Annotated in this window: 22 protein-coding genes; 12 read left to right on the top strand and 10 right to left on the bottom strand. The window is 66.0% G+C overall.

Annotated elements, in window-relative coordinates:
- Positions 1 to 29 precede the first annotated feature (29 nt).
- Positions 30 to 746, bottom strand: coding sequence for a GNAT family protein (locus VIF40_RS15225; protein WP_331938357.1), 717 nt, complete (start codon positions 744 to 746; stop codon positions 30 to 32).
- 165 nt (positions 747 to 911) lie between these two features.
- Here VIF40_RS15225 and VIF40_RS15220 point away from each other — a divergent pair, with 165 nt between their 5' ends.
- The 3 genes from VIF40_RS15220 to VIF40_RS15210 all read left to right on the top strand — a co-directional run bounded on the left by VIF40_RS15220 (position 912) and on the right by VIF40_RS15210 (position 3,727).
- Entirely contained in the window at positions 912 to 1,124 is a 213-nt protein-coding gene (locus tag VIF40_RS15220; protein WP_331938356.1) for a hypothetical protein, read from the top strand.
- A gap of 122 nt (positions 1,125 to 1,246) precedes the next feature.
- The gene (locus tag VIF40_RS15215; RefSeq protein ID WP_331938355.1) at positions 1,247 to 2,188 is read left to right on the top strand and encodes a ribose-phosphate pyrophosphokinase; all 942 of its coding nucleotides are present in this window, start codon (positions 1,247 to 1,249) and stop codon (positions 2,186 to 2,188) included.
- A 30-nt stretch (positions 2,189 to 2,218) separates the two neighbouring features.
- On the top strand, positions 2,219 to 3,727 hold the full coding sequence (locus tag VIF40_RS15210) for an acyl-CoA synthetase (protein WP_331938354.1): 1,509 nt from the start codon (positions 2,219 to 2,221) through the stop codon (positions 3,725 to 3,727).
- Between the two features lie 178 nt (positions 3,728 to 3,905).
- Here VIF40_RS15210 and VIF40_RS15205 read toward each other — a convergent pair whose 3' ends face one another.
- The 3 genes from VIF40_RS15205 to hemN all read right to left on the bottom strand — a co-directional run bounded on the left by VIF40_RS15205 (position 3,906) and on the right by hemN (position 6,805).
- Positions 3,906 to 4,397, bottom strand: a complete 492-nt coding sequence (locus VIF40_RS15205; RefSeq protein ID WP_331938353.1) for a polymer-forming cytoskeletal protein — start codon at positions 4,395 to 4,397, stop codon at positions 3,906 to 3,908.
- Positions 4,398 to 4,441: 44 nt separating this feature from the next.
- Complete coding sequence (locus tag VIF40_RS15200; protein ID WP_331938352.1) at positions 4,442 to 5,182, bottom strand: ATP-binding protein; 741 nt, start codon at positions 5,180 to 5,182, stop codon at positions 4,442 to 4,444.
- 276 nt (positions 5,183 to 5,458) lie between these two features.
- Entirely contained in the window at positions 5,459 to 6,805 is a 1,347-nt protein-coding gene (gene hemN / locus VIF40_RS15195; RefSeq protein ID WP_331938351.1) for an oxygen-independent coproporphyrinogen III oxidase, read from the bottom strand.
- 217 nt (positions 6,806 to 7,022) lie between these two features.
- Between hemN and VIF40_RS15190 the strand changes: the two genes are divergently transcribed.
- Positions 7,023 to 7,412 carry an AprI/Inh family metalloprotease inhibitor gene (locus tag VIF40_RS15190; RefSeq protein WP_331938350.1) on the top strand — a complete coding sequence of 130 codons (390 nt, stop codon included), beginning with the start codon at positions 7,023 to 7,025 and terminating at the stop codon, positions 7,410 to 7,412.
- 191 nt (positions 7,413 to 7,603) lie between these two features.
- Here VIF40_RS15190 and VIF40_RS15185 read toward each other — a convergent pair whose 3' ends face one another.
- From VIF40_RS15185 to VIF40_RS15175, 3 genes are all read right to left on the bottom strand, one after another.
- A complete protein-coding gene (locus tag VIF40_RS15185; protein WP_331938349.1) occupies positions 7,604 to 7,990 on the bottom strand; it encodes a hypothetical protein in 387 nt (128 codons plus the stop codon).
- A 140-nt stretch (positions 7,991 to 8,130) separates the two neighbouring features.
- On the bottom strand, positions 8,131 to 8,862 hold the full coding sequence (locus VIF40_RS15180) for an arginyltransferase (RefSeq protein ID WP_331938348.1): 732 nt from the start codon (positions 8,860 to 8,862) through the stop codon (positions 8,131 to 8,133).
- Between the two features lie 121 nt (positions 8,863 to 8,983).
- Positions 8,984 to 9,454 (bottom strand): RDD family protein, encoded by a 471-nt coding sequence (locus VIF40_RS15175; RefSeq protein ID WP_331938347.1) that lies wholly within the window; start codon positions 9,452 to 9,454, stop codon positions 8,984 to 8,986.
- Positions 9,455 to 9,704: 250 nt separating this feature from the next.
- On the opposite strand from VIF40_RS15175, the gene VIF40_RS15170 reads away from it, so the two are divergent.
- Both VIF40_RS15170 and VIF40_RS15165 read left to right on the top strand, forming a co-directional pair.
- Positions 9,705 to 9,965 (top strand): DUF2312 domain-containing protein, encoded by a 261-nt coding sequence (locus VIF40_RS15170; protein ID WP_331938389.1) that lies wholly within the window; start codon positions 9,705 to 9,707, stop codon positions 9,963 to 9,965.
- Between the two features lie 103 nt (positions 9,966 to 10,068).
- Entirely contained in the window at positions 10,069 to 11,745 is a 1,677-nt protein-coding gene (locus tag VIF40_RS15165; RefSeq protein WP_331938346.1) for an outer membrane beta-barrel protein, read from the top strand.
- Here the strand turns inward: VIF40_RS15165 and VIF40_RS15160 are convergent.
- Complete coding sequence (locus VIF40_RS15160; protein WP_331938345.1) at positions 11,717 to 12,994, bottom strand: O-antigen ligase family protein; 1,278 nt, start codon at positions 12,992 to 12,994, stop codon at positions 11,717 to 11,719. The genes VIF40_RS15165 and VIF40_RS15160 overlap by 29 nt on opposite strands.
- A gap of 301 nt (positions 12,995 to 13,295) precedes the next feature.
- On the opposite strand from VIF40_RS15160, the gene mgtA reads away from it, so the two are divergent.
- Both mgtA and VIF40_RS15150 read left to right on the top strand, forming a co-directional pair.
- Complete coding sequence (gene mgtA, locus VIF40_RS15155) at positions 13,296 to 15,905, top strand: magnesium-translocating P-type ATPase (protein ID WP_331938344.1); 2,610 nt, start codon at positions 13,296 to 13,298, stop codon at positions 15,903 to 15,905.
- 223 nt (positions 15,906 to 16,128) lie between these two features.
- A complete protein-coding gene (locus VIF40_RS15150; protein ID WP_331938343.1) occupies positions 16,129 to 17,643 on the top strand; it encodes an AAA family ATPase in 1,515 nt (504 codons plus the stop codon).
- A 65-nt stretch (positions 17,644 to 17,708) separates the two neighbouring features.
- Here VIF40_RS15150 and VIF40_RS15145 read toward each other — a convergent pair whose 3' ends face one another.
- On the bottom strand, positions 17,709 to 18,692 hold the full coding sequence (locus VIF40_RS15145) for a zinc-dependent alcohol dehydrogenase family protein (RefSeq protein ID WP_331938388.1): 984 nt from the start codon (positions 18,690 to 18,692) through the stop codon (positions 17,709 to 17,711).
- A gap of 11 nt (positions 18,693 to 18,703) precedes the next feature.
- Complete coding sequence (locus VIF40_RS15140; protein ID WP_331938342.1) at positions 18,704 to 19,180, bottom strand: GNAT family N-acetyltransferase; 477 nt, start codon at positions 19,178 to 19,180, stop codon at positions 18,704 to 18,706.
- 22 nt (positions 19,181 to 19,202) lie between these two features.
- On the opposite strand from VIF40_RS15140, the gene VIF40_RS15135 reads away from it, so the two are divergent.
- The 4 genes from VIF40_RS15135 (at position 19,203) to clpX (ending at position 26,284) form a co-directional block, all read left to right on the top strand.
- Positions 19,203 to 20,168 (top strand): polysaccharide deacetylase, encoded by a 966-nt coding sequence (locus VIF40_RS15135; RefSeq protein ID WP_331938341.1) that lies wholly within the window; start codon positions 19,203 to 19,205, stop codon positions 20,166 to 20,168.
- 384 nt (positions 20,169 to 20,552) lie between these two features.
- Positions 20,553 to 23,384, top strand: a complete 2,832-nt coding sequence (secA, locus tag VIF40_RS15130; protein ID WP_331938340.1) for a preprotein translocase subunit SecA — start codon at positions 20,553 to 20,555, stop codon at positions 23,382 to 23,384.
- A 101-nt stretch (positions 23,385 to 23,485) separates the two neighbouring features.
- On the top strand, positions 23,486 to 24,706 hold the full coding sequence (locus VIF40_RS15125) for a 6-phosphofructokinase (protein WP_331938387.1): 1,221 nt from the start codon (positions 23,486 to 23,488) through the stop codon (positions 24,704 to 24,706).
- A 312-nt stretch (positions 24,707 to 25,018) separates the two neighbouring features.
- Positions 25,019 to 26,284 carry an ATP-dependent Clp protease ATP-binding subunit ClpX gene (gene clpX / locus VIF40_RS15120; protein ID WP_331938339.1) on the top strand — a complete coding sequence of 422 codons (1,266 nt, stop codon included), beginning with the start codon at positions 25,019 to 25,021 and terminating at the stop codon, positions 26,282 to 26,284.
- The last annotated feature ends 252 nt before the right edge of the window (positions 26,285 to 26,536 follow it).

The following is a 26,536-nucleotide window of genomic DNA, read 5'->3' as shown; positions in this document are numbered from 1 at the left end:
ATTCTCGGGGGCGGCCGCAGGGCGCCCCGTCAGCCTCTATCTGCCGCGCGCCTGCGCCCGTTCAAGGCCGAGAGCGGCGTTTTCTGGCGCCCGGCGGCGTCGAAATTGCCCGGGTCGAGAAAGGCCTCGAACGCGGCTCTGCGCGCCGGCCATTCGCTGTCGAGCATCGAGAACCAGGCGGTGTCGCGATTGGCGCCCTTGACGATCATGTGCTGGCGGAAGAGTCCTTCGGAAGAAAAGCCGAGCCGAAGCGCGGCTGCCTTGGACGTCTCGTTGGCGTCGTCGCATTTCCAGACGTAACGACGGCAGCCGAGCGTCTCGAAGGCGTGGGCGGCGAATAAATATTGCGCCTCCGTCGCCGCGGCGGTGCGCTGCAGCGCCGGAGAATAGAGCACAGAGCCCACTTCCACGGCGCGGTTCGCCGGCTCGACGTTCAGATAGGCCTGGAAGCCGAGGGCGCGGCCGTCGCGATTGTCGAGCACGGCGAAGAAAAGCGGATCGTCCGACGCCGCCTTGCGCGCCATGTCGGCGCGGAAGGCGGCAGGATCGGCGAAGGGGCCGACGAATATGTAGCGCCACAGCGCCTCACGCTCCTCGCCATGCGTCGCCGCATAGAGATCGTCGAAATGCGCCGGCGCGAGCGGGACCAGCGTCGTCAGCCGGCCGGAAAGGCGCAGGCGCGTCGGAATGGCGAAGGGAGCCGTGAGCGGAGCGGGCTCCGGCCGATGCGGCTGCGGTTGTGACATTTTTGTCTCACGGTCGGGAGGAATGCGGCGTCCCGCTCATATCCTATCGCAGTGGCACGGAACATGCCCTAGCTTCATCATCCGACAAGTCTCGACCGGCGTCCACGCCGGCGCGGGGAGGAGCGGCGATCCGAGGTTTCGAAACTCCTACGGGGAGACCTTTCGATGCTCTATTCCGTTATGATCCTCGTCTGCTCGCTCTCGGTGTCGCCGAGCGATTGCCGGCCCGAGACGGCGATCGACGTCGTCCGGGGCCCCAAGGTCGCGAGCCCGGCGCAGTGCGGCTTTCTGGGGCAGGCGACGATCGCCCGCACGACGCTGGCTCCGCGCGAGGGCCAGGAATATCTCAAGATCGTCTGCCGCCGCGGTGAGGCGTGACCGCATTGCGCATGCTCCGGCCGAGGCGCTGCGGGAGGGTGTCATATTCCTGCCGTATTGTCCCACGGCCGCATCGCTGCTAAGAGGCCGCCGTGTCACGTGGTGAGGGTCGAGGCGGTTCGATGGCGGCGATGAAAATTCTCGCAGGCAATTCCAATCGCGCGCTCGCCGAGGCGATCGCCGCCTATGTCGGCGTGCCCTTGTGCCGAGCGCAGGTGCGGCGCTTCGCCGATATGGAGGTGTTCGTCGAGATTCAGGAGAATGTGCGCGGGCAGGACACTTTCGTCGTGCAATCGACCTCGGCGCCGTCGAACGACCATCTGATGGAGCTGCTCATCATGATCGACGCGCTGCGCCGCGCGTCGGCGCGCCGCATCACCGCGGTCATTCCCTATTTCGGCTACGCCCGGCAGGACCGCAAAGGCACGTCGCGCACGCCGATCTCGGCCAAGCTCGTCGCCAATCTCATCACCCGGGCCGGCGCCGATCGCGTGCTGACCGTCGATCTCCACGCCGGGCAGATCCAGGGCTTCTTCGACATTCCGACCGACAATCTCTTCGCCGCTCCGGTCATGGTCGCGGATATCAAATCGCACGCCAAGCTGCCGAATGTGATGGTCGTCTCGCCCGACACCGGCGGCGTCGTGCGCGCCCGCGCTCTGGCCAAGCGCATCGATGCGCCGCTCGCCATCGTCGACAAGCGCCGCGAGCGCGCCGGCGAATCGGAGGTGATGAACATCATCGGCGACGTCTCGGGCCGCAATTGCATTCTCGTCGACGACATCGTCGATTCCGGCGGCACTCTGTGCAACGCCGCCGAGGCGCTGCTCACCGCGGGCGCGACCTCCGTCTCGGCCTATATCACCCATGGCGTGCTGTCGGGCGCGGCGGCCGAGCGCGTCGCCGCCTCCAAGCTGAAGGAGCTGGTGCTCACCGACACGATCGCGGCGACGGCCGCGGTTCAGGAGGCGCGCAACATTCGCGTCATCTCGATCGGCGCGCTGATCGGCGAGGCCATCGCCCGCACGGCGCGCGAGGAGAGCGTGTCGAGCCTGTTCGACTGACGGGCGCGGTCTCGAGAGCTGTGTGAGCGCATGATCGACCCCGTCCCCGCGCGTTTCAATCTCGCGCGCTATTGCATCGCCGATCATGCGCGCGCCCAGCCGGGCAAGACCGCGATCGTCATCGTCGGCGACGAGGGCGAGCAGAGCTGGAGCTATGCGGCGCTCGACCGCGACGTGCGCGTGTTGGCGGCGGGGTTTCGCGCGCTCGGCCTCGCGCCCGGCGCGCGGGTGATGATCCGCATGGGCAATGAGGCCGGCGCCGTCCTCTCCTATTTCGCCGCCATCGCCGCGGGCTATGTCGCGCTGCTTGCCTCCTCTCAGCTCACCGCCGAGGAGGCCGCCTTCCTGCTCGACGATTGCGGCGCCGCGGCGCTGGCGCTCGGCCGCGATTTCGAGAACGAAGCGCATGAGCGCGCCGGCGTCGCCGTCTTGCGCGGCGACGATCTCGCGCGCCTCCTGCAGGGCGCGCCGCTCGAACATTACGCCGACACCGACGCCGACGATCCCGCCTATCTCGTCTACACATCGGGCACGACGAGCCGGCCCAAGGGCGTGCTGCATGCGCAGCGCGCGGCCTGGGCGCGACGGCCGATGTATGCGCATTGGCAGGGCCTCACCGCGGCGGATGTGATGCTGCATGCGGGCGCGATGAATTGGACCTACACGCTCGGCGTCGGCGTCGTCGATCCGCTCGCCAATGGCGCCTCCGCCGTGCTCTACAATGGCCGGCCCGACCCTGCCGTCTGGCCGCGCCTCGTCGAGCGTCATCGCGCGACGATCTTCGCCGCCGTGCCGGGCGTCTATCGCCAGATTCTCAAATATGCGGCGCTCGAGACGCATGATCTCTCGAGCCTGCGGCATGGGCTCACCGCCGGCGCCGCTCTCTCGCCGAGCCTGCTGGAGGAATGGCGCGCGCGCGCCAAGACCGAGCTTTATGAAGCCTTCGGCATGAGCGAGATCTCGACCTTTATTTCCAGCGCGCCGACGGTTCCCGTGCGGCCGGGCTCGCCGGGGCGTCCGCAGCCGGGCCGCATCGTCGCGGCGCTGCCGCGCGAGGAGGGGACCGAGCCGCTGGGCGTCGGCGAGACGGGCGTGCTCGCCGTGCATCGCGACGAGCCGGGTCTGATGCTGCGCTATTGGAACCGGCCGGAGGAGGAAAAGGAAGCCTTTCGCGGCGACTGGTTCGTCTCCGGCGATCTCGTCGCATTCGACGCCGACGGATACATGTGGCATCACGGCCGCGCCGATGAGGTGATGAACGCCCTCGGCTATCGCGTCTCTCCGGCGGAAGTGGAGAAATGCCTGCTGGCGCATCCGCTCGTCGCCGACGCCGCGGTCGCGGAACGGGCCGGCCGCGACGATCAGACGATCATCAGAGCCTATGTGATTTTGCGCGAGGAGGCGAGGCTGGGCGAGGAGGACATGCTCGCTCATTGCGCCGCGCATCTCGCGGCCTATAAGCGTCCGCGGCAGGTGGTTTTTCTCGAGGCGCTGCCACGCAATCGCAATGGCAAGCTGATGCGCTCGGCCTTGCCCTAGAGCGCATCCCGCTCGGATTCGTCCCAAATGAAGCACGGGTTCGGCGCGGTCCCAGAGACGTGCGCCTCGGCTTTCGGACAAGAACGAGCGAATTCACAAAAAGCGAATTGATGAACAGAACGTCACGGCGCCCGGGAGCGCAATCGGACGGGGGCCGTCCGATTGCGCTCCAGCCTTCTCAGGCCTTGCGGCGATCGCGCAGCGCGCGCGACGAAATGCTGGTGACGGGGGCGGCGTCCGCATCGGCTTCATTGGAGGAGACGAGAGCGGGCTTCTCGAAATTCTTGAACGAGGCTTTCTCTTCCTTCGCGTTCGCGGGCTTGCGCTCGGAGCGGATTTCGGTCGACTCGGCCGTGCCGAACAGCACGCCGCCCTTCTCGACCTCGATCTCGCCGTAGATCCACTTGCCCTCGACGCGCCCGGTGGAGCGCACAATCAGCAATTGCTTGATGGTGATGTCGGTGCCGATGCGGCCGTAGATGTCCGCGTCGGAAACGGAGATGGCGCCATTGACGACGCCCGACGGGCCGACGATCAGCTGGCTGCAGGAAATCTCACCGTCGACGGCGCCGTCGACGACGATCGTGTCCTGCGCCTTCACCGAGCCCGTCAGCGACACGCCTTCGCCGATATAGACGACGTTCTTTTCTTCGGGTCGAAAGTCTTTCATCACGGTGGTCTCCTTTTGTTGCGCCGTTCACCGGCTTCTTGGAATCAGATTTTTTCCGTGGACGGAGCGACGAAGCTGCGCAGTCCTGCAGCTTCGAAATTGGTCCATGACCGTTCGAGCCATGTGCGGACATAGCCGCGGAGCACGAAGGAGCGCGGCCGAATTTCGCCGCCGCGCGCGGGCTCGTCGAACACAAAAGAGGAAAAAGGCAGACCGGCGAGCTCCACCGCCTCATAGGCGAGCGGATCGAGCCGCGGCACGATGATCTCGCGGCCCGCGTCGCTCTCGCCGAGATAGCGCTCCGAGAAGCGGGGGTTCTCTTGAAAGAAGTTGGAGGCGTTGATGAAATTCTTGACGACTCGATATTCGCATTTGTTCTTGTAGGGGCCGACTTCCTCGAGCTCGGAGAGCGAGGCGACGGACGCGCCGATGAGATGCAGCACCAGCACGCGCGCCTCGCCGCGCGACGCGGCGTCGAGCAGCCCGACATCCTCCATGAAGCGCAGCGTGCCCATGAGCTGTCCGGCCTTTATGTCGACGATGGTGACGGCGTCGTGCTCGGTGAGGCTTTCGACGAGACGGGCCTGATGGCGCACGTCTCTGATGTCGATGATCTCTGCGATGTCGGGATAGAAGCGCTTCAACGCGCCTGTGGGCGCCTGCGTGTCGTAGACGCGCACCGCGCGGTTCGCCATCTGCAGGAAGTCGATCAGGAGCCTCGTCACTGTGCTCTTGCCGACTCCGCCCTTGTCGGCTCCGACCAGAACGAGCGGCGATGCGAGCATTATCCTAATTCCTCGGAATGATCTGCGCCGTTCGACCACTCTGGGACTCGACGCGACGCTTTACGATGAAAGCTGTGAGAATCGCCTAGGCGTTAGTACTTAGTTCATATTGAGACAATTCGAGGTTACGATCGTTTTGTCAATGCCGACTCCCGGCCGAGCGAAATTGAGCCGGGGATAAGAAACACATCCGTAATAACACAGGCCACGGTGACGAGTCGATCGCCTCGCACGCCGCGCGTCATGGAATCGAGAGTCGGCCGATCGGTGAATGATTCACACGGCGACGGAATGGCGCGCGGCCTTCGCTTCGAGATAGGCGTCGAAAGCGGCTGCGGCGAGACGCGCGAACGGACGACCGCGCGGCGCGATCGTCAGGCGGCGGCCGTCGAGCGCGACGAGTCCCTCGTCGAGCAGCGTCGACAGATGCGGCACGGCGTCGTCGAAAGCGTCCTCGCGAAAATGATGCGCTGCGGCGATCGCGCCGAAATCGACTGAGAAATCACACATCAAGCGCTCGATGACGGCGCCGCGCGCTTTGTCTTCCGCGGTGAAGGCGAGCCCGCGTGCGACGGGCAGACGCTCCGCCTCGACGGAGCGGCGCCAGTTCCCGGTGTCGCCGATATTGCCGATATAGCCTTGCGGCAGACGGCCGATGGAGGAGACGCCCAAGCCGATGAGCGCATCCGCCTGGTCGGTCGTGTAGCCTTGGAAGTTGCGATGCAATTCGCCATTGCGCGCGGCCTGCGCCATCGTGTCCTGCGGCCGCGCGAAATGATCGAGGCCGATCGCCTCGAAGCCTTCCGCCTCCAGCGTCGCGCGCACGGCCTCCGCCTGGGCGAGGCGTTCATTGGCGCCGGCGAGCGCCGCCTGATCGATCAGCTTTTGATGCACTGCGAACCAGGGCACATGGGCGTAGCCGAAAACGGCGAGCCGGCTCGGCGAAAGGCCGGCGGCGAGCTTCGCCGTGCGGATCACATCGTCGACGCTCTGCTCCGGCAGGCCGTACATCAGATCGAAATTGATCGACTCGAGTCCCGCTTCGCGCAGAATGGCGACGCAGCGCTCCACCACCTCGTAAGGCTGCTCGCGGCCGGCGGCCTTCTGCACATGCGGGTTGAAATCCTGCACGCCGAGCGAGACGCGATCGACGCCGGAGGCGACCAGCGCCTCGGCGAGCGCGGCGTCGACGAGGCGCGGGTCCAGCTCGATCGCATGCTCGACGTCGCGGGCGATGTCGAATTGCTCGCCCAGCACATGCGCCACCTCGCGGAAGCGAGAGGGGCCGAGCATGCTCGGCGTGCCGCCGCCCCAGTGGATGGAGCGCACATGGCGCGCCGGCGTCGAGGCCGCGACGAGCTCGATCTCGCGCAGCAGCGTCTCCTTATAGGAGGTGAGCGGCGCGTCCTGGCGCAGCGCCTTGGTGTGGCAGCCGCAATAGGTGCAGATCGCCGGGCAGAAGGGAACGTGCAGATAGAGCGACAGATTGGCCTGCGGCGAGAGCTCGCCCAGCCAGCGCGCGGCTTGCTCCGGCCCGACGCCCGCCGAGAAATGCGGAGAGGTGGGATAGCTCGTGTAACGCGGCGCCGAGCGTTCGGCGAGAGCGAGAGAGGCGCTGGTCATAGTGTCGGCTCCGATCGCGAGGGGACGTCCCGAGGCTCCTCGCGAGATCATTTAGACCTTGCCGGCCGGCTTCGCAAAAGACTCGTGCGACAGAAAGCGCGGGTGTCGGCGCCGCCCAAGCGACGGGGGATGAATTTTCTTGTCCGCAGGCTTTGTCTTCTCGTAGGGAGAGCGCAATATTCTTCAGCGATTCGCAGATGATTTCTCGGAGTCCTCCATGTCGAAATTTCCCGGAGCCACGGCCCTGGCCGCGAGCCTCGGCCTTGCCGTCGTGGCCTGCCTGCCGGCCTTCGCGCCGCCCGCCGTCGCGGCGCAGCCGGGCGTCGCCGGCCGCTATGCGATCCTGCGCGCCGGCGACAAGGACACGGGCTGCATGCTGACGCTGGACGACCGCGGCCGTGGTCCCGGCGGCTTCCGCGCGCAGCTGGCGCCGGCCTGCCGCGACCAGGGCGTCGTCATCTTCGATCCGGTGGGCTGGTCGCTCGAGCGCGGCCGTCTCGCGCTCACCGCCCGCAAGGGCCACAAGGCGCATTTCGACCAGGAGCCCGATGGGCTCTGGCGCCGCGACGCCAAGGAAGGCAAGGCGCTGTCGCTGCGGCGCCTGTGAAAGACAAAAGTCGTCTGTGACCGAAAAGGCGCTCGTGACGGACAAAACAGGCCTCCCGGAGGGGAAGTCCGGGAGGCCCTGAGCGCGCCGTCGCGCGAGAGGGGGCGGGGAGGCGGCGGCGGCCTTCGGCGCTGCTGGCTGACCAGACGCCGAATTCTTCAATTCGAAAAAGATCAGTCGCAGACTAAAGATCAGTCGCAGACTTGCACGCGGCGGTAGGCGACGACATTGCCCCAGCCGTCGACGACCGGCTGATTGGCCGGATAGCAGCCGCCATAGCCGTAGCCGCCGCCATAGCCGTAATGGGGCTGCGCGGCGGCGCCGGCGATCGCGCCGACCGCCAGAGCGCCGAGCACGCCGGCCGCGACCGGAGCGCCCCAGCCGTAGCCGCGATGGCCGCCGCGCCAGCCGTAGCCGCCGCCGTAGCCCCAACCCGGACGGCCCCAGCCGCCGCCATGGCCCCAGCCGCCATGATGCCCCCAGCCGTTGGCGAGAGCCGGCGTGGCGGCGCCGATGGTCGTCGCAGCGACGACGCCGGCGATCGCGAGTGCGGCGATTTTCGTGATTCTCGCGCCCATGGACGCTCTCCTTCGCTTCCTTCGGCCGCGCCGAGCGCCGGCCGGCAATTCCCGATGACGAAGCAAAGGTTAATCCGAGGAAGCTGAACGGCGCATGGCCGCTTCGTTCATCTGGCCTTCAGGAAAGCGGGCAAAACGAATCAGCCGACGCGCTTCCAGCCGTCCATGCCGAGTCGCTCCTGCGGCAGGAAGCGGGCCTTATAGGCCATTTTGCGGGAGCCATCGACCCAATAGCCGAGATAGAGATGCGGCAGCGCGGCGCGGCGCACCCGCTCCACATGGTCGAGAATCATGAAGGCGCCGAGCGAGCGCTCGTCCAAAGTCGGATCGTAGAAGGAATAGACCATCGACAGGCCGTCGGCGAGAAAATCGGTCAGGCAGCAGGCGACGAGCTTGTCCGGCCCGCCATTGGCGCCGGGCAGGCGATATTCGATGAGCCGCGTCTCCACATGGCTGTCCTCGACCATCATCTGATAGTCGATCATGCTCATATCGGCCATGCCGCCGTCATTGTGCCGCGCCCCGACATAGGCGCGGAACAGCGCATATTGCTCGGTCACGGCATGGGGGCGGCGCGCGTCGGCGAAGAGGTCGGCGTTGCGCCGCGCCACCCGGCGCAAGCCTTTGGATTGCTGGAACTCTTCGACCTTCACGCGCACCGAGACGCAGGCTCGGCAGGTCTCGCAGGCCGGCCGATAGGCGATGGTCTGCGAGCGGCGGAAGCCAGATTGCGTCAAAGTGTCATTGAGCGCCGGCGCGCGGCGGCCGATGAGATGGGTGAACACCTTGCGCTCGTCGCGCCCGGGCAGATAGGGGCACGGCGCCGGCGAGGTGAGATAGAATTGCGGCGCGTCGCGGGGTTCTCTCGTCACGCTGATCTCGTCCTGTCGCCGAATTCGATATACCGCACGCTCCGACGCCTTCCAGCGCGGACTGACCGCGATATTAGAATCGACGCCCGCCGCGCGCCAAGAATTTTTCGCTCTCGAGGCCTCATTCTGCGCGGCGCAGAACGATCACATCGGCCAGAATGTCGTGCAGGCAGCGCTTGTCGGGGGTGATGAAGGTGACGAGCAGCAGCGGCGGGAACAGCCAGCTCACATAGAAGAGCACGCTTTGGACGGCGGCATTGAGGAAGGGAGCCGGCGCGCCATCGGCGAGTCGGACCTCGAGGTCCATGGCGCGCATCCCCGGCGTCGCCCGCCGCCAGCCGGAGACCGTGAGGCCATTGTAGAAAAAGGCGACGAGCGGAAACATCGGCGGCAGCAGCAGAGCCGACAGGCCGAAGCTCAGCACCAGCAGCGCGAGCCACAGCGCTCCCGACAGCAGCGCCACGGCGATCAGATCGAGGCAGACGGCGAAAACGCGCCGCATGCGGACGCCGGCCAGCGCCTCCCGCGGCGGGAGCGGCCGCTGCTCCGGCGAGACCGGATAGATGCGGCCGTCGCCGCCGGCTTCGTACATATTCGTATCCTCTCGTCGATTCCGCGGCAGATGTCGGGGGCGCGAGGACCGGCGTCAAGCTCGGACGGGAGGAAAGCGGGGATTATTTCGTCTCGCGCTTGACGGCGCCGGTCGCGGCTTGGCATGGCTCCCCTCCGTCCTGGACCCGGGCGCCGCGGTCCCCTCCAGAGCTCCGAGCCCCAGCATCCGAACTTTCCCCAGAGTCCTTTAGGAGAAGATCATGGCCAGCAACAGGGTCGCCGCCCGAGAGATGGAGGCCAGCGCCGGGATCGATCCGACCGGCGAGGTGAATGGCGGGCATTTGCGTTCCTTCATCGAGCGCATCGAGCGGCTCGAGGAAGAAAAACGCGCCATCGCCGACGACATCAAGGACGTCTATGGCGAGGCCAAGAGCACCGGCTTCGACCCCAAGATCATGCGCAAGATCATCTCCTTGCGCCGCCAGGACAAGCATAAGCGCGCCGAGGAGGAGGAAATTCTCGACCTCTATATGGCCGCGCTCGGCGAGTGACCCCCGGCCTGAGCCTCGACTGGTAAGCCTCCGTTAACCATAACTGCTTAACGCTCGACTCCATCGCGCCTGCTTCGAACAGGGCGTCCGCGCGAGGGAACGAGTGGCTTCCGCCAAGTCTCAGAGCCGCGTTGCGGCGACGACATTGATCGCTCTGTCGCTGGCTGCGCCGGCGACGATCGCCCCCTTGCGCCCGGCGCAGGGCCAGACGCTTTCGCCCTCATCGCTCGATATCGCCCCGCTGCGCGATCTGCCGACCGTGCCGCCCATTCCCGGCGCGCAGGCCGCGCCGCCCGTGGTCAGTCAGCCGAACCAGGAGCGGCGAGGCGCTCCGGAGCTTTCCCCCAGCGGCCCCAATTATGGCCTGCCCCGCGTCCGCGCGCGCCTGCCGCGGCCCAATCCGCCGCCGCCGCCCTTGAAGCCGCCGCCGCTCTCGCCGGCGCATCCGCTGCCGCCGCTCGAGGCCTATAAGACCTCGGTCTACGCCAAGGCGAAAATCCGGCGCCTGGCCAAGCTGCGCATGCGCGGCTTCCGCGGCGCGCTGGATCTGCCGGCCGAGCGCCCGCCGCCGCCCAATGTCGCGCTGCCCGCGCAGATTCCGACGAGACCCAAGCCGATCGTCGACGCCAATCCCTATGCGCCGCTCGGCATAGGCGTGGGCTCGCTGCGCCTCTACCCCTACGCCGAGCCGACCTATGGCTATGACACCAACCCCAATCGTCTGACCTCCGATTTTCACGGCTCGAAATTCTTTCGCGTCGACGCCGGCCTGCGGCTGCGCTCGGAATGGCTGCGCGACGAGATTCAGGGGAATCTGCGGCTCGGCTATGTCGATTACTTCAGCGTCGACAACGCCGATCGCCCGGACGGCGTCGGCGACGTCTTCTATCGCTGGGACGTCGCGCGCGACACCAAGGTCAAATTCGAAGGCAAGTTCACGCTCGACTCGCAGCGGCCGGGCGCGCCGGGCCTCGTCACCAGCCTGCCGAACGTCGTCGTCGTCAATCGGCCGCTCATCGTTTCGCTGGGGACAGCCGTCGGCGTGACGCAGAGCTTCGGCCGGCTCGACGCGACGATGCGCGGGACCTTCGATCGCTGGATTTTCCAGAACGCCAATTACAACGACGGCTCCACGCTCAATCTGATGAGCACGAGCTATAGCGATCCCGGGATCAATCCGCGTCTCGCCTATGAGCTCAATCCATCGATGAAGCCCTATGTCGAGGCGACGATCGACAAGCGCACGCATGACAGCTGGCTCGATCCTTACGGCTATGCGCGCGACAGCACCGGCGTCTCCGGCCGAATCGGCACGACCTTCAAGATCACCGATCTCGTCAAGGGCGAGGCCTCGGGCGGCTATGCGCAGCGCGACTACGCCGATCCGCGCCTGCCGCGCCTGCGCGGGCCGATCATCGACGCCGCCATCATCTACACGGCGACGCCGCTCACCACCATCACGCTGCGCACCGGCACGACGCTCTCCGAGACGACGTTGCAGGGCGCGGCCGGCGTGCTCTCGCGCAATGTCACATTCGATGTGACGCATGCGATGTTCCGCAATTTCACCATCACCGCGACCGGCAGCTATCAGACCAATAATTATCAGGGCGCGGATACGTTCGAGCAGGTCGGCACGGCGGGCGTGAAGCTCGAATATAAGCTGACCCGCTCCATCTCGATCAAGGGCAGCTATTTCTGGCAGCGCCTCGTCAGCTCGACGGCGAACTCCAATTTCACCGCCAATGTGATCATGGGCGGGCTTCGCTTCGAGCCGTAGAGGCGGCGCGCTCGGCCCATTTCACGCGGCCGACCTCGAGGCCCCAGACGGCGCCGAGATAGATGAAGAAATAGCGCCAATGGTCGATGTCGATCTGCAACGCCTGCAGAAAGAACACGAACATCGCCGACCAGATGAGCTGGCCGTGCCGCAGATAGGGCGAGCGCGTCAGCGACAGGCGGAAGCCGACGAAGGTCGTCGTCAGGACGAGGCCGAGAAAGGCGAAGCCGCCGAGCCAGCCATTGGAGGCGAAAGCGTTGATGTAGCTATTGTGCGGCTCGAGCCCGAAGATGAGGCGAAAGCGCAGCGGGCCCATGCCGTTGGGCCGCTCGACGAGCATGGGCAGAGAGCGCTTCTGATTGCCGAAGCGGCCGGTCGGCCCTTCGTCATAGTCCTGCGTCGCCGAGGCGCGCTTGTAGAAGAACTCGCGCACCGAGGAGTCGGTGAGCGCGGCGCCGATTCCGACCACGACGACGCCGACCACGGCGAGCGCCATGAAGCCGATGCGTATGCGCATCTTGCGCGAATCCGCCGTCATCACCGACATGATCGTCATCAGCGCGATCGACACCACCGCCGCGCCCCAGGAGCCGCGCGAGAAGGAGGTGAACAGCGCCGCGCCGGAGAGCGCGAGGCCGGCGAGCGTCACCGGCCAGTAGCGCCAACGGCCGAGCAGCAGGCGCTGCACGAAATAGAGCACGCCCGGCACCATATAGGAGCCCAGAACATTGGGGTCCTTGAAGGGCGCCATGGCGCGGCCGTCCAGCGTCATCGTCTCGGGATTGCCGAACAGGCCGGCCCAGGAGCCGACCGCTATGAGGGCCGCGAGCATGCAGCTCGCCGCATAGCCGCTCATGCAGAGATCGAAGCGCTTCGACGTGTTCTCCGAGAAGAACAGCATATAGAAGACGCCCGTCGTCGAGATGAACAGCGTATGCGTCATGAACTCGACGGGATCGGGCTCGTTCCAATAGGGAATGAGCGAGATGTAGCCGCCGAGCGCCCACAGCACGAGAAAGGCGACGCCGGGAAGCACGGCGCGATGAATACGCACGCCGCCCAGAATCCAGACGATGAGCGTCAGCAGGATGAGCCCGTCATAGGGCGATGGCTCGATGAACACCACCGAGCCGGAAAAGGCGGTGATCCAGAACAGCGCGTTGAGCAGCCGCGGATAGTTCAGGGTCCAGGTCGATTGCGGCGTAGATTGCGGCGCGGCCGCTGCGGCCTCGGTCATCGCTTGTCCCATATCGGAACGATCCATGAGGTCGCGCGCCTTTGGGCGCGACGCGCGCGAGGTGAGGACGGCGCCTCGTGAATTTGCTAGCCTCGTCATGGTTAAGAAAGCGTGACCTTTGCTTGACAGAGCGCGTTCCGCTCGAACGGAATCGTTCGAGGGGACGGAATTCGCTCCCCAGGAACAGCGAGAGCGGTCTCCGATCCGGGCTCGGACGCCGCTCTTGCGGAAGCGACATCGCGCCGCCTTGTCGGCCCGCGATGAAACAGCTTCGCTTCTTTCGCTCCCCTCCCGAATCGGGATTTTGCAAGAGATGAACCAGCAATTTTCGGCGACGCGCCTCCTGCACGAGAAGCAGCTCGACGGCGCGCTGCTGCGCGCGGCGGAGGCCGAGGGCGAGGCGGTTCTCGCCGCCCTGCGCACCTCCCGCGCGGGGCTGAGCGTGCGCGAGGCCGCGCATCGGCTGCGCCGCGTCGGGCTCAACCGCATCGCCCATGAGCGGCGCGCGAGCGTCATGCGCGAGCTCGCCGGGCGGGCGAAGAATCCGCTGAACGCGTTGCTGCTCGCCCTCGCCGTCGCCTCTTACGCGCTCGGCGATCTGCGCGCCTCGGTCGTCATCGCCGCAATGGTGGTGCTGAGCGTGGGGCTCGCCTTCTTCCAGGAGCATCGCTCCAATGAGGCCGCCGCGCGCTTGCAGGCCATGGTGCGCACGCACGCCTCCGTGCGACGGCCGGGCGCGCATACGCCGGATGGCTTCGTCGAGGAGCCGATCGAGCGGCTCGCGCCCGGCGACATCGTGCGCCTCTCCGCCGGCGATATGATCCCCGCCGATCTGCGGCTGCTGGAGGCCAAGGATCTTTTCGTCAATCAATCGACGCTGACCGGCGAATCCATGCCGGTGGAGAAATTCGCGCATGCGGCGCCGGCGAGCGATCCTTTCGCCGCGCAAAATCTCGCATTGATGGGCGCGAATGTGGTCAGCGGCTTTGCGACGGCCGTCATCGTGGAGACGGGACGGCGCACATGCCTGGGCGCGCTCGCTGACAAAATGGCCGGCGCGCGCGTCGAGACCAGCTTCGACAAGGGGCTGACGCGCTTCACTCTGCTGATGGTCTTCTTCATGGCGGTGATGGCGCCGGCGGTGTTCGTCATCAATGGCGTCACCAAGGGCGACTGGCTGGAGGCGCTGCTGTTCGCCGTCTCCGTCGCCGTGGGCCTGACGCCGGAAATGCTGCCGATGATCGTGACGGTCAATCTCGCCAAGGGCGCGATCGCCATAGCGAGCAAGAAAGTGATCGTGAAGCGGCTGAACTCCATCCAGAACTTTGGCGCGATGGATGTGCTCTGCACCGACAAGACCGGCACGCTGACGCAGGACCACATCATATTGAAGCGCCATCTCGACATATTCGGCGAGGATTCGGACCGCGTTCTCGAATTCGCCTTTCTCAATAGCCATTTTCAATCGGGATTGAAGAATCTGCTCGATCGCGCGGTGCTCGACCATCACGAATTGGCGCGCGCGCTGCGTCCCGATCATGAATTCGAGAAGATCGACGAGATTCCCTTCGATTTCGAGCGGCGCCGCCTCTCCGTCGTGGTGCGCCGCGACGACGGCCCGCATCTGCTGATCTGCAAAGGCGCGGTGGAGGAGCTGTTCGCCATTGCGGCGCGCTACGAGACCGAGACCGATTGCGGCGAGCTCGACCCTTCGCATCTCGAGGCGGCGCGGCGCGAGACGGAGGAGCTGAACGCCGACGGCTTCCGCGTCGTCGCCGTCGCCTATAGGGAGCTGCCGCCGGAGCAGACCAGCTTTTCCGTCGCCGACGAGAGCGCGCTGACGCTGCTCGGCTATATCGCTTTTCTCGATCCGCCCAAGGAGAGCGCGGCGCCCGCCATAGCGGCGCTCGCGAAGGCTGGCGTCGCGGTGAAGATATTGACCGGCGACAATGATATCGTCACGCGCAAGATCTGCAAGGATGTGGGGCTCGAGGTCGGGCGCATCGCGCTGGGGTCGCAGATCGAGGCGATGAGCGACGAGGATTTGTCTGCGCTCGCGGTGGAGACGAGCGTTTTCGCCAAGCTGTCGCCGCCGCAGAAGGCGCGCGTCATCGACGCGCTGCATCGCAAGGGTCATGTCGTCGGCTATCTCGGCGACGGCATCAATGACGGGCCGGCGCTGAAGGCGGCGGATGTCGGAATTTCCGTCGATACGGCGGTCGACGTCGCCAAGGAGACCGCCGATATCATCTTGCTCGAGAAGAGCCTCGCCGTGCTCGGCGACGGCGTGCTCGAGGGCCGCAAAGTGTTCGCCAACATTACCAAATATATCAAGATGGGCGCGAGCTCGAACTTCGGCAACATGTTCAGCGTGCTGGGCGCGAGCATGTTTCTGCCCTTCCTGCCGATGACGCCCATTCAGGTGCTGACCAATAATCTGCTCTATGATTTTTCGCAGACGGCGATCCCGACCGACAATGTCGACGCCGAATATCTCGAGCGGCCGCGCCGCTGGGACATCGACAATATCGCCAAATTCGTGCTCTGCGTCGGGCCGATCAGCTCGATCTTCGATTATGCGACCTTCGCGCTGATGATCTACGCCTTCGGCGCCTGGACCGATCCGGCGCTGTTCCAGAGCGGCTGGTTCGTCGAATCGCTGCTGACGCAGACGCTCATCATCCATATTATCCGCACGTCGCGGATTCCCTTCATCGAGAGCCGCGCGAGCAATGCGCTGCTGCTGACGACGCTCACCGTCTGCCTCATCGGCGCGGCGCTTCCCTTCTCGCCGATCGCCGGCGTCTTCGGCTTCACGCCGCTGCCGCCCCTCTATTGGCCGGCGATATTTTCATTCCTGATCTGCTACAGTGTGCTGGCGCATTTGGTGAAGAGCTGGTTCGTGAAGAAATGGGGGATGTGATGGAGGCGAAATCTTCATGCGCGATTCCGTCTCCCGCTTGCGGGAGAAGGTGGCCCGACGCAGTCGGGTCGGATGAGGGCTCGCTGCGAATGACAGCGAAAATGACGAATGACTCGAGCGCGGTCGTGAGCCCTCGTCCGACCCTCGCTGACGCGAGGGCCACCTTCTCCCACGCGTGGGAGAAGGGGCGCGCGTTTTGCGCGGATTTTGGAGGCGTCATCGCATGACATTCGGCGCGCAGGACGAGACCGTCCATTTTCTCATGGCGCAGGGCGAAGACGCGCAGACCGTCGTCACGCACATCTCGATCGTCGTGCTGACGCGGGATCGCGTCTATAAGCTCAAGCGCGACGTCGTCTTTCCCTATCTCGATTTCCATACGCCGCAGAGACGCCTGGCGATGTGCGAGCGCGAATATGCGCTCAACCGCCGCACGGCGCCGCAGCTCTATCTCGCCGTGCGCCGGCTCACGCGCGGCGACGATGGCGCGATCGCTTTCGACGGCGAGGGCGCGCTCGTCGACGCCGTCGTCGAGATGCTGCGCTTCGAGGAGGAGAATCTCCTCGACAATCTCGCGGTCGCATGCCGTCTCTCGGCGCCGCTCGTCGAGCGGCTCGCGGAGCGCATCGCGCAATTTCACGATAGCGCGGAAGTGGTCGAGGGCCGCGGCGGGGCTTTGGTCATGGCCGCGCTGCTCGATCTCGGCGACGCGAGCTCGCTCGCCAAATCGCCCGTCGTCTCGGCGCCGGAGCGGCGCGCGCTCGCCGATGATCTGCGCGCGGCGGCGCAAGCGCATGGCGCGCTGCTCGATCGACGGCGCGACGCCGGCAAGGTGCGTCGCTGCCATGGCGATCTCACCCTGCGCAACATTTGCGTCGTCGACGGCGAGCCGACGCCTTTCGACTGCATCGAATTCTCCGACGCGCTGGCGACGATCGATGTTCTCTATGATCTCGCTTTTCTGCTGATGGATCTGCGTCGTCGTGGGCAGGGCGTGCTCGCGGCATTCGCGCTCGATCGCTATCTCGATCATCGCGACGAGGCGGACGGCCTGCCGCTGCTGCCGCTCTTCATGGCGTTGCGCGCTGCGATCCGCGCCGATGTCGCCGCCGCGCGCGCGCTGGACGCGGACGCCGATCACGCGGCGCTGGACAAGGAGACGCGCGATTATTTAGATCTCGCGCGCGCGCTGCTGCGCCCCGCGACGCCGCGCATCGTCGCGATCGGCGGCCTCAGCGGCGCGGGCAAGTCGAGCGTCGCGGCGGCGTTGGCGCCGCTGGTGGGCGCGGCCCCCGGCGCGCGAACGTTCAACAGCGATCGGCTGCGCAAAAAGCGCTTCGGCGTCGCGCCGACCGCGCCGCTGCCGCAGGAGGCTTACACGGCGGCGGTTTCCGTGACGATTTATGAGGCGATGCAGAGAGAGGCGCTGCGCGTCGCCTCTCTCGGCTGGTGCGTCATCGTCGACGCCGTCTATGCGCGCGAGAGCGAGCGCGATGCGCTGGAAGAGGCGGCGCGCGGAGCGGGCGTTCCCTTCGCCGGCTTCTGGCTCGAGACCGACGCCTCGATTCGCGATTCACGCGTCGGCGCGCGCATCGGCGACGTGTCGGATGCGACGCGCGAGATCGCGGCGCGGCAGCGCAATTACGATCTCGGCGAGATGCGATGGACGCGCGTCGACGCGTCGCGCGAGGTGGGCGTGGTAGCGCAGGAGATAGCGGCGCGTTTGCCCCCTCCCTAGCCGTCCTCCCGCTTCGCGGGACTGAGAGCAGGCGGCGCATGTCGCGGGACGCAGCGAAACGCCACTCACGGAATCAGCACCGCCGCGCCTTGCAGGCGTCCCTCGCGTAAATCCGCGAGCGCCTCATTGGCCGCGGCGAGCGGATAGCGCACGACATGCGTGTCGATTCCGATTTGCGGGGCGAGCGCCAGAAACTCACGCGCATCCTCGCGCGTGAGATTGGCGACCGAGACGAGGCGGCGCTCCTCCCACAGCAGCGCATAGGGGAAGGCGGGAATGTCGCTCATGTGAATGCCGCCGCAGACGACGATCCCGCCCTTGCGCACCGCCGCGAGCGCGCGCGGAACCAGCGCGCCGACGGGCGCGAAAATGATCGCTGCGTCGAGGGGCTCGGGCGGCGTCTCGTCGGAGCCGCCGGCCCAGACGGCGCCGAGAGAGAGCGCGAAATCATGCGCCGCGCTGTCGCCCGGCCGCACGAAGGCGACGATGCGCCGGCCCTGCGCGATCGCGACTTGCGCGATGATATGCGCGGCGGCGCCGAAGCCGTAGATGCCGATGCTGCGCGCCGCGCCCGTCATCTTCAGCGCGCGCCAGCCGATGAGCCCGGCGCAGAGCAGCGGGGCGAGCGTCGCGGCGTCGCCTTCGGGCGGCAGCGGGAAGCAATAGGAAGCGTCGGCGACCGTATGGGTCGCATAGCCGCCGTCGCGCGTGTAGCCGGTGAAGAGCGGGTCGTCGCAGAGATTTTCTCGGCCTTCCGCGCAATAGGGGCAGCAGCCGCAAGCATGGCCGAGCCAGGGGACGCCGACGCGCTCGCCGGGCGCGAAGCCCGTGACGCCCGCGCCGATCTCCGCCACGCGGCCGACGATCTCATGGCCGGGGACGATCGGCAGCTTCGGGTGCGCGAGCTCGCCGTCGACGACATGGAGATCGGTGCGGCACACGCCGCAAGCCTCGATCTCGAGCAGCAATTCGCCGGGGCCGGGATGGGGAAGGGGGCGGCGTTCGGCCTCGAGCGGCGTCCCCGGCCGCCGCAGCGCCATGACGGTCATCTCGGCGGCGCTCATGCGGGGGCGAGCCTCTTGGAAAAGAACATGCGGCTGTGGCCGGGCGGAAAATCGGCGATCTCGCCGAAGCGGGTGAAGCCGAAACGCTCATAGAGCGCCGCGGCGCGGGGATCGAAACTGTCGATATAGAGACCGAGGCAGGAGCGCGAGCGCGCCTCGTCCTCGGCGCGCTGCAGCAGCGCGGTCCCGAGCCCCATGCCGCGACGCTGCTGCGCGACCCATAAATGCCTTATATAGAGCCAGCGCCAGTGGACGACTCCGTTGAGGCCGCCGATCAGCACGCTGCGCTCGTCATGGGCGACGATGGAGAAGGGCGCTTCGTCGCGGGGGCGGAAGCGGGCGGCGATCTCGCCGCCGAGCGCCGCCGCGACGGCCGGACTCTCGCGCGGGAGATCGTGGAAGACGACGGACAGCGTTTCCTCGGCGGGGATGTTTTCGCCAGAGGCTTTTTGTGGAGGAGCTTTCTCGGTCATGGGTCATCCCCCGCGAAAATGCGTGGCGATTTTATTCTGGGCGCTCGCCGCTGTTCTCGCAATCGCCCCGGTTTCCGTCGCTCGCGCCGCGGGAGCCGAGGCGGCGCGCCGTGTCGCGGATTATCGGCCTGTCCTGCTCGAATGCCATGGGCCCTCCGGCGAGATGCGCCTCGCCATCCGCCGGCTGCGGCTGGACGGGGAGGCCATGGCGCTCACGGTCGATCCGGCGACGCTCGAGACGAGCCTCGAGGCCGAGAGCGCCTGGCGCTGCGTGGAGACGACGGAGGCGGCGCAGAGCGAGACGCGCTTTTTGCGCGCGCTGCGGCCGCGGCCGGGCGATCCGGACGAGCCGCGCCTCGCGGCCGCCGGGCGCAGCCTGTCGATCGCCGCGGGGCTCGGCCATGGGGTCGGGGCCGGCTCTTTTCTGACCGGCGACCTCTGTCCGAGCCGGCGGCCGCTCGACCGCGATTTTCTGCGCCGGTTGGCCGATGTCGTCCCCGGCGCGCCGGTCGCGCTCTCGGTGTCGGGGCTCTGGCTGGAACGTCACCGAGCGGATTTCGACTGGCTGATGGGCGAGGCGGCGAGCGGCGCCCTGCGGATCGCCTGGGTCGGCCATTCGTACAGCCATCCTTATGTCCCGCGCCTCGCGGACGCGCTGAATTATCTGCTGCGGCCGGGCGTCGATCTCGACGCCGAAATCTTCCGGGTGGAGCGGCTGCTGATCGAGCGCGGCGCGACGCCCTCGGTGTTTTTCCGCTTCCCCGGCCTCGTCGCCGATGCGCGGCTGATGGAGGAATTGCGCCGCCGCCATTTGATCGCGCTCGGCGCCGACGCCTGGCTCGTGCTGTCGCCGCCGCCCCGCGACGGCTCGATCGTGCTGGTCCACCCCAATGGCAATGAGCCGGCGGGACTGCGCTTGTTCTCGAGACTATTGGAGCAGGGCCGGCTGCCGCTGCCGTTCCGGCGGATCGAGGAGGCGCCGGAGTGAGGCCTCCGCGACGCCTTTTGGATACCGGAGCGCGCGCGGGAATGAGACGGCCCTCTTCGTCGCTCGGCTTCCGCCTCGGCTCTGAACTCGGCGTCCGGGCGGTCGAAGACGGCGCTCGCGGGCTCGCCGCGCCCGGCCTGCGCATCGGCGACGCCTCGGGCGATCGTCAACCCGAATTCGGAGCCCTGGCTGGCCTTCCCCTTACATTGACAAGGGTTCGGCCGCCTCTTATCTCTCGACCGTCGCCGCGCCGCCGACGCGAGCGCGAGCGCGCGGTTGCGCTCGCCGACCTTTCGAAAAGAAATTGGCAAATCGAAAGGAACATGTGCGAAAAGGCGGCCTCCGCCGGCTCATCGCCGGAGGCTCATCTGGAAAGGTTTGCGCATGCTCGGCGCTCTCGCCAAGAAGATTTTCGGCTCGGCCAATGATCGCCGGCTCAAGACCTATCAGCCGAAGGTCAAGGCGATCAACGCTTTGGAAGTCGAGCTCGCCGCTTTGTCCGATGAGGCGCTGCGCGCCCGCACCCAGGAGTTCCGCGACGCGCTGGAGAACGGCAGACGGCTCGACGATCTGCTCGTCCCGGCCTTCGCCACGGTCCGCGAGGCGGCCAAGCGCGTGCTCGGCCAGCGGCATTTCGACGTGCAGCTCATCGGCGGCATGGTCCTGCACGAGGGCGCGATCGCCGAGATGCGCACCGGCGAGGGCAAGACGCTGGTCGCGACGCTCGCCGTCTATCTCAACGCGCTGAGCGGTCGCGGCGTCCATGTCGTCACCGTCAACGACTATCTCGCCCGCCGTGACGCCGAGTGGATGGGCCGGGTCTATGGCTTCCTCGGCATGAGCGTCGGCGTCATCGTCCACGACATATCGGACGAGGAGCGCGCCGACGCCTATCGCTGCGACATCACCTACGGCACCAACAACGAGTTCGGCTTCGACTATCTGCGCGACAATATGAAATACGAGCTGGCGCAAATGGTGCAGCGTCCGCATGTCTACGCCATCGTCGACGAGGTGGATTCGATCCTCATCGACGAGGCGCGCACGCCGCTCATCATTTCCGGTCATTCGGACGACAAATCCGATCTCTACAATGCGATCGACAAGCTGATCCCCAAGCTCGACAAGGACGATTACGAGCTCGACGAGAAGCAGCGCACCGTCAATCTGACGGAAATCGGCAATGAGCATATGGAAGAGCTGCTGGCCGAGGCCGGCGTGCTCGCCGATGGCGCGCTCTACGAGGCGCAGAACGTCACGCTCGTGCATCACGTCAATCAAGGCTTGCGCGCGCACAAGCTGTTCCAGCGCGACAAGGATTACATCGTCCGCAAGGGCGAGGTCGTCATCATCGACGAATTCACCGGCCGCATGATGCCCGGCCGGCGCTATTCGGAAGGCCTGCATCAGGCGCTCGAGGCCAAGGAGCATCAGGCCGTTCAGCCCGAGAACGTCACCCTCGCCTCGATCACCTTCCAGAATTATTTCCGCCTCTACGAGAAGCTCGCCGGCATGACCGGCACGGCCTCGACGGAGGCCGACGAATTCGCCGAGATCTACAAGCTCGACGTCCTGGAGATGCCGACGAATCGCCCGGTGCAGCGCATCGACGAGGACGACGAGGTCTATCGCACCGGACGCGAGAAGCTCGACGCCATCGCGCGCGAGATCGAGGAGGCGAACGCCAAGATGCAGCCGCTGCTCGTCGGCACGACGTCGATCGAGAAATCCGAGCAGCTCGCCGAGTTCCTGCTCGCCAAAGGCTATAAGCAGATCGACTTCTCCGAGCCCACCAAGGCGCTCGGCAAGCTCTACGAGGCGGCGCGCAGCGGCACGCCGTCGCGGCAATTCGCCGTGCTCAACGCGCGCTTCCACGAGCAGGAGGCCTATATCGTCGCCGAGGCCGGCGTGCCGGGCGCGATCACCATCGCCACCAATATGGCCGGCCGCGGCACCGACATTCAGCTCGGCGGCAACATAGAGATGCGCGTCGCGCAGGAATATGCCGGGCTCGAGGGCGCCGCCCGTGACGCGAAGGAGGCCGAGATTCGCGCCGAGGTCGCCGCTTTCAAGGAGAAGGCGCTCGTCGCCGGCGGCCTGTACATCATCGGCACGGAGCGCCACGAGAGCCGGCGCATCGACAATCAGCTGCGCGGCCGCTCGGGCCGTCAGGGCGATCCCGGCCGCTCCAAATTCTTCCTGTCGCTGCAGGACGATCTCATGCGCATCTTCGGCTCCGAGCGCATGGAGAACATGCTGGTGAAGCTCGGCCTGCAGGATGGCGAGGCGATCGTCCATCCGTGGATCAACAAGGCGCTGGAGAAGGCGCAGCACAAGGTCGAGGCGCGCAACTTCGACATCCGCAAGAACATCCTCAAATTCGACAATGTGATGAACGACCAGCGCAAGGTGATCTTCGAGCGCCGGCGCGAGATCATGGCGGAGGAGAGCGTCGAGGAGACGGTGAAGGAGATGCGCGAGGACGTCGTCGCCGATCTCGTCGCCAAGCACATTCCGCCGAACGCCTATGCCGAGGCCTGGGATGTGGAAGGCCTCGCCGAGACGGCGCGCGCTCAGCTCAATCTCGATCTGCCGATCGAGGATTGGGCGAAGGAGGAGGGCATCGCCGACGAGGAGATCAAGGAGCGTCTGCTCGCCGCGGCGAGCCAGTCCTACGCCGAGCGCGTCGAGCGCAACACCGAGCAGCTCTCGCGCATGATCGAGAAGCAGGTGGTGCTGCAGGCGCTCGATCATCTGTGGCGCGACCATCTCGTCGTGCTCGATCATTTGCGGCAGGTGATCGGCTGGCGCGGCATGGCGCAGCGCGATCCGCTCAACGAATATAAGTCCGAGGCGCTGGAGCTGTTCCGCAGCCTGATGACGCATTGGGACGAGACCGTCGTCTCGCAGCTGATGCGCGTCGAGGTGTCCTTCGAGTCTCCGCCGACCCCGACCGAATTGCCGCCGATGGAATATGTGCATCCGGACCCGAACGCCGCGGGCGGCGGCGAGAGCGCGCTCGCCGAGCTCAACGCCCGGCTCGCCGCCGCCGATTTTTCATCGTCGGCGATCAGCAGCGGCGGCGGCGGCGCGGCGGTCACGGAGGCGGAGCGCGATCCCGGCAATCCGGCGACCTGGGGCAAGGTCGGCCGCAATGAGCCCTGTCCCTGCGGCTCGGGCAAGAAGTTCAAGCATTGCCACGGCGCATTGGTGTGACAAAAGCGTGAGTCGTCGCCTGCGAGCGGGGAGTGGCGACAGTCGCTCTCGCCGCGGGCCGCTCGTCGCTCGCCCTCGACTACTCACTCGGAGCATTCCTCGTGTCGAAGATCGATTTCTCCAAGGTGCTCATCGCGCAGGGCGGCGGCCCGACCGCCGTCATCAATCAATCGCTCGTCGGCGCCGTGCTGGAGTCGCGCAAGTTCCGCTCGGTGGAGCGCATCTACGGCGCCTATCACGGCGTGCGCGGAATCGTGAATGAGGATTTCGTCGATCTCACGCAGGAGACGACGCATAATCTCGAGATGGTCGCCTGCACACCGTCCTCGGCGCTCGGCTCGACTCGCGACAAGCCCGATCTCAAATATTGCCACCAGATCTTCGAGGTGCTGCGCGCGCATGAGATCGGCTGCTTCTTCTATATCGGCGGGAACGACAGCTCCGATACGGTGCGCATCGTCTCCGAGGAGGCCGGCCGCGCCGATTATCCGTTGCGCGTCGTGCATATCCCCAAGACGATCGACAACGACCTGATGATCAACGACCACACGCCGGGCTTTCCGTCGGCGGCGCGTTGGGTGGCGCAGGCTTTCGCCGGCGCCAATCTCGACAATTGGGCGTTGCCGGGCGTCTATATCGCCGTGGTGATGGGGCGCCATGCGGGCTTTCTCACCGCGGCTTCCGCGCTCGGCAAGAAATTCCCGGACGATGGTCCGCATCTCATCTATGTGCCCGAGCGCGTCTTCGACACAGAGCGTTTCCTCGCCGATGTGAAGGCGACGATGGACAAATACGGGCGCTGCGTCGTCGCCATTTCGGAAGGCGTCTGCGACGAAAATCATACGCCGATCGCCGCCAGGCTCGCCGAGCAGGTGGAGAAGGACGCGCATGGCAATGTGCATCTGGGCGGCGGCGCTCTCGCCGATATGCTGACCGAGCTCGTCAAGACCAAGCTCGGCCTGAAGCGCGTGCGCGCCGACACTTTCGGCTATGTGCAGCGCAGCTTCGTCGGCTGCGTCTCGGATGTGGACCAGCGCGAGGCGCGCGAGGTCGGCGAGAAGGCGGTGCAGTTCGCGCTATGGGGCGATCGTGACGGCTCCGTGACGATTCACCGCACGGGGTTTTATTCGGTCGACTATCGGCTCTCGCCGCTGGCGGCGGTCGCCGGCAAGACCAAGGTGATGCCGGACGAGTTCCTGACCGCGGATGGCACGGATGTCACCGACGCTTTCCGGCTTTATCTGCGTCCTCTGCTCGGCTCGGGAATGCCGGATGCGTACAGGCTCCGCTTGAATCCTGTCGCCAAAAAACTGAGAACGTAACGTCTCGAGACCGTCGCACATCCGGCGACGCCCCGGGTCAAGGCCTTGATTTTCGGGAAATTTACTCTTTAGAAGGGGGAGGCGCCGAGAAAAGGCGCAGGCCCTCTTCCCAAGGCGCGATTCTTGCTTGATTTATATGCGGGCGTCGTGGTTGCATTGCGGGCCGGGACTTATAGACTGGCTTCCGCGGATGAGGCCGGGACGGAGAGTGCGGCGGGTGACGCCCGATTGCACGTTTTGTTAGGCCCTCGCTGATATCGAGTGAGGTTGGTTCGATTCGCCACAGCGGGCCGATCGGTCAGGAGACGAGACATGAGCAAGGTCGGCAGCAGCGATTCGAAGAACACGCTCTACTGCTCGTTTTGTGGCAAGAGCCAGCATGAGGTGCGCAAGCTCATCGCCGGTCCGACGGTCTTCATCTGCGACGAATGCGTCGAGCTCTGCATGGACATCATCCGCGAGGAGAACAAGTCCATCGTCAAGCAGCGCGACGGCATTCCGACGCCGCGTGAGATCTGCAAGGTCCTCGATGATTATGTGATCGGTCAGGCGCAGGCCAAGCGCGTGCTCTCGGTCGCCGTGCACAATCACTACAAGCGCCTCAATCACGCCGCCAAGCATGGCGACGTCGAGCTGGCGAAATCCAACATTCTGCTCATCGGCCCGACCGGCGTCGGCAAGACGATGCTGGCGCAGACGCTGGCGCGCATCCTCGATGTGCCGTTCACGATGGCCGACGCGACGACGCTGACGGAAGCCGGCTATGTCGGCGAGGATGTCGAGAACATCATCCTCAAGCTGCTGCAGGCCTCCGACTATAACGTCGAGCGCGCGCAGCGCGGCATCGTCTATGTCGACGAGATCGACAAGATCTCGCGCAAATCCGACAATCCGTCGATTACCCGCGACGTGTCGGGCGAGGGCGTGCAGCAGGCGCTGCTGAAGATCATGGAAGGCACCATCGCCTCCGTGCCGCCGCAGGGCGGGCGCAAGCATCCGCAGCAGGAGTTCCTGCAGGTCGACACGACCAACATCCTCTTCATCTGCGGCGGCGCCTTCGCCGGCCTCGAGAAGATCATCTCCTCGCGCGGCCGTGGCACCTCCATCGGCTTCGGCGCCAATGTGCAGGCGCCGGACGAGCGCCGCACCGGCGACATCTTCCGTCATGTGCAGCCGGAGGATCTGTTGAAATTCGGCCTCATCCCGGAATTCGTCGGCCGTCTGCCGGTCATCGCGACGCTCGAGGATCTGGACGAGGAGGCGCTGAAGCGCATCCTCACCGAGCCGAAGAACGCGTTGGTCAAGCAGTATCAGCGGCTGTTCGAGATGGAGAGCACCGAGCTGACCTTCCAGGACGAGGCGCTCTCTTCCGTCGCCCGCAAGGCGATCGAGCGCCACACTGGCGCGCGCGGTCTGCGCTCCATCATGGAAGGCATTCTGCTCGACACGATGTTCGATCTGCCGGGTCTCGAGGGCGTCGAGCAGGTCGTCATCGGTCCCGAGGTCGTCGAGGGCAAGGCGCGTCCGCTCTATATTTACGCCGAACGCAATGAGAAGAGCGGCGGCGCCAGCGCCTGATGCTTTTTTGGGCGCGGGAGCGCGGCTCGATCGCCGCTCCTGCGCCCTGACGCAGTTACCTATTTTTTCAGTATCTTGAATCGTTTTGCCGCTAGGCCCATTTGTTGCGTAATCGCCTTCGGCGCCGTTCGTGCGTGAGCGGGCCTCTCTCGGAAAGGCGGGGATGCCGCTCGAGCGTCGGGCCCGGAACTTGCAAGCGTTCCATTACGTCAGAAGGTCCCTTTAACGTCAGAAGCGTCCCTTTGCGTCAGA

It is taken from the genome of Methylosinus sp. (genome assembly GCF_036560965.1).
Taxonomy (GTDB): Bacteria; Pseudomonadota; Alphaproteobacteria; order Rhizobiales; family Beijerinckiaceae; genus Methylosinus.
The sequence above is the reverse complement of the archived record's forward strand: the minus strand, read 5'-3'. Positions and strand labels throughout refer to the sequence as shown.

Bases quoted from the DNA above. Each gene is read 5' to 3' on its own strand.
- VIF40_RS15160 (WP_331938345.1), bottom strand. From the start codon at position 12,994: ATGGGACAAGCGATGACCGAGGCCGCAGCGGCCGCGCCGCAATCTACG.
- VIF40_RS15215 (WP_331938355.1), top strand. From the start codon at position 1,247: ATGGCGGCGATGAAAATTCTCGCAGGCAATTCCAATCGCGCGCTCGCC.
- clpX (WP_331938339.1), top strand. From the start codon at position 25,019: ATGAGCAAGGTCGGCAGCAGCGATTCGAAGAACACGCTCTACTGCTCG.
- VIF40_RS15200 (WP_331938352.1), bottom strand. From the start codon at position 5,182: ATGCTCGCATCGCCGCTCGTTCTGGTCGGAGCCGACAAGGGCGGAGTC.
- VIF40_RS15145 (WP_331938388.1), bottom strand. From the start codon at position 18,692: ATGACCGTCATGGCGCTGCGGCGGCCGGGGACGCCGCTCGAGGCCGAA.
- VIF40_RS15170 (WP_331938389.1), top strand. From the start codon at position 9,705: ATGGAGGCCAGCGCCGGGATCGATCCGACCGGCGAGGTGAATGGCGGG.
- VIF40_RS15210 (WP_331938354.1), top strand. From the start codon at position 2,219: ATGATCGACCCCGTCCCCGCGCGTTTCAATCTCGCGCGCTATTGCATC.
- VIF40_RS15225 (WP_331938357.1), bottom strand. From the start codon at position 746: ATGTCACAACCGCAGCCGCATCGGCCGGAGCCCGCTCCGCTCACGGCT.
- VIF40_RS15150 (WP_331938343.1), top strand. From the start codon at position 16,129: ATGACATTCGGCGCGCAGGACGAGACCGTCCATTTTCTCATGGCGCAG.
- secA (WP_331938340.1), top strand. From the start codon at position 20,553: ATGCTCGGCGCTCTCGCCAAGAAGATTTTCGGCTCGGCCAATGATCGC.
- VIF40_RS15175 (WP_331938347.1), bottom strand. From the start codon at position 9,454: ATGTACGAAGCCGGCGGCGACGGCCGCATCTATCCGGTCTCGCCGGAG.
- VIF40_RS15205 (WP_331938353.1), bottom strand. From the start codon at position 4,397: ATGAAAGACTTTCGACCCGAAGAAAAGAACGTCGTCTATATCGGCGAA.
- VIF40_RS15185 (WP_331938349.1), bottom strand. From the start codon at position 7,990: ATGGGCGCGAGAATCACGAAAATCGCCGCACTCGCGATCGCCGGCGTC.
- VIF40_RS15220 (WP_331938356.1), top strand. From the start codon at position 912: ATGCTCTATTCCGTTATGATCCTCGTCTGCTCGCTCTCGGTGTCGCCG.
- mgtA (WP_331938344.1), top strand. From the start codon at position 13,296: ATGAACCAGCAATTTTCGGCGACGCGCCTCCTGCACGAGAAGCAGCTC.
- hemN (WP_331938351.1), bottom strand. From the start codon at position 6,805: ATGACCAGCGCCTCTCTCGCTCTCGCCGAACGCTCGGCGCCGCGTTAC.
- VIF40_RS15140 (WP_331938342.1), bottom strand. From the start codon at position 19,180: ATGACCGAGAAAGCTCCTCCACAAAAAGCCTCTGGCGAAAACATCCCC.
- VIF40_RS15190 (WP_331938350.1), top strand. From the start codon at position 7,023: ATGTCGAAATTTCCCGGAGCCACGGCCCTGGCCGCGAGCCTCGGCCTT.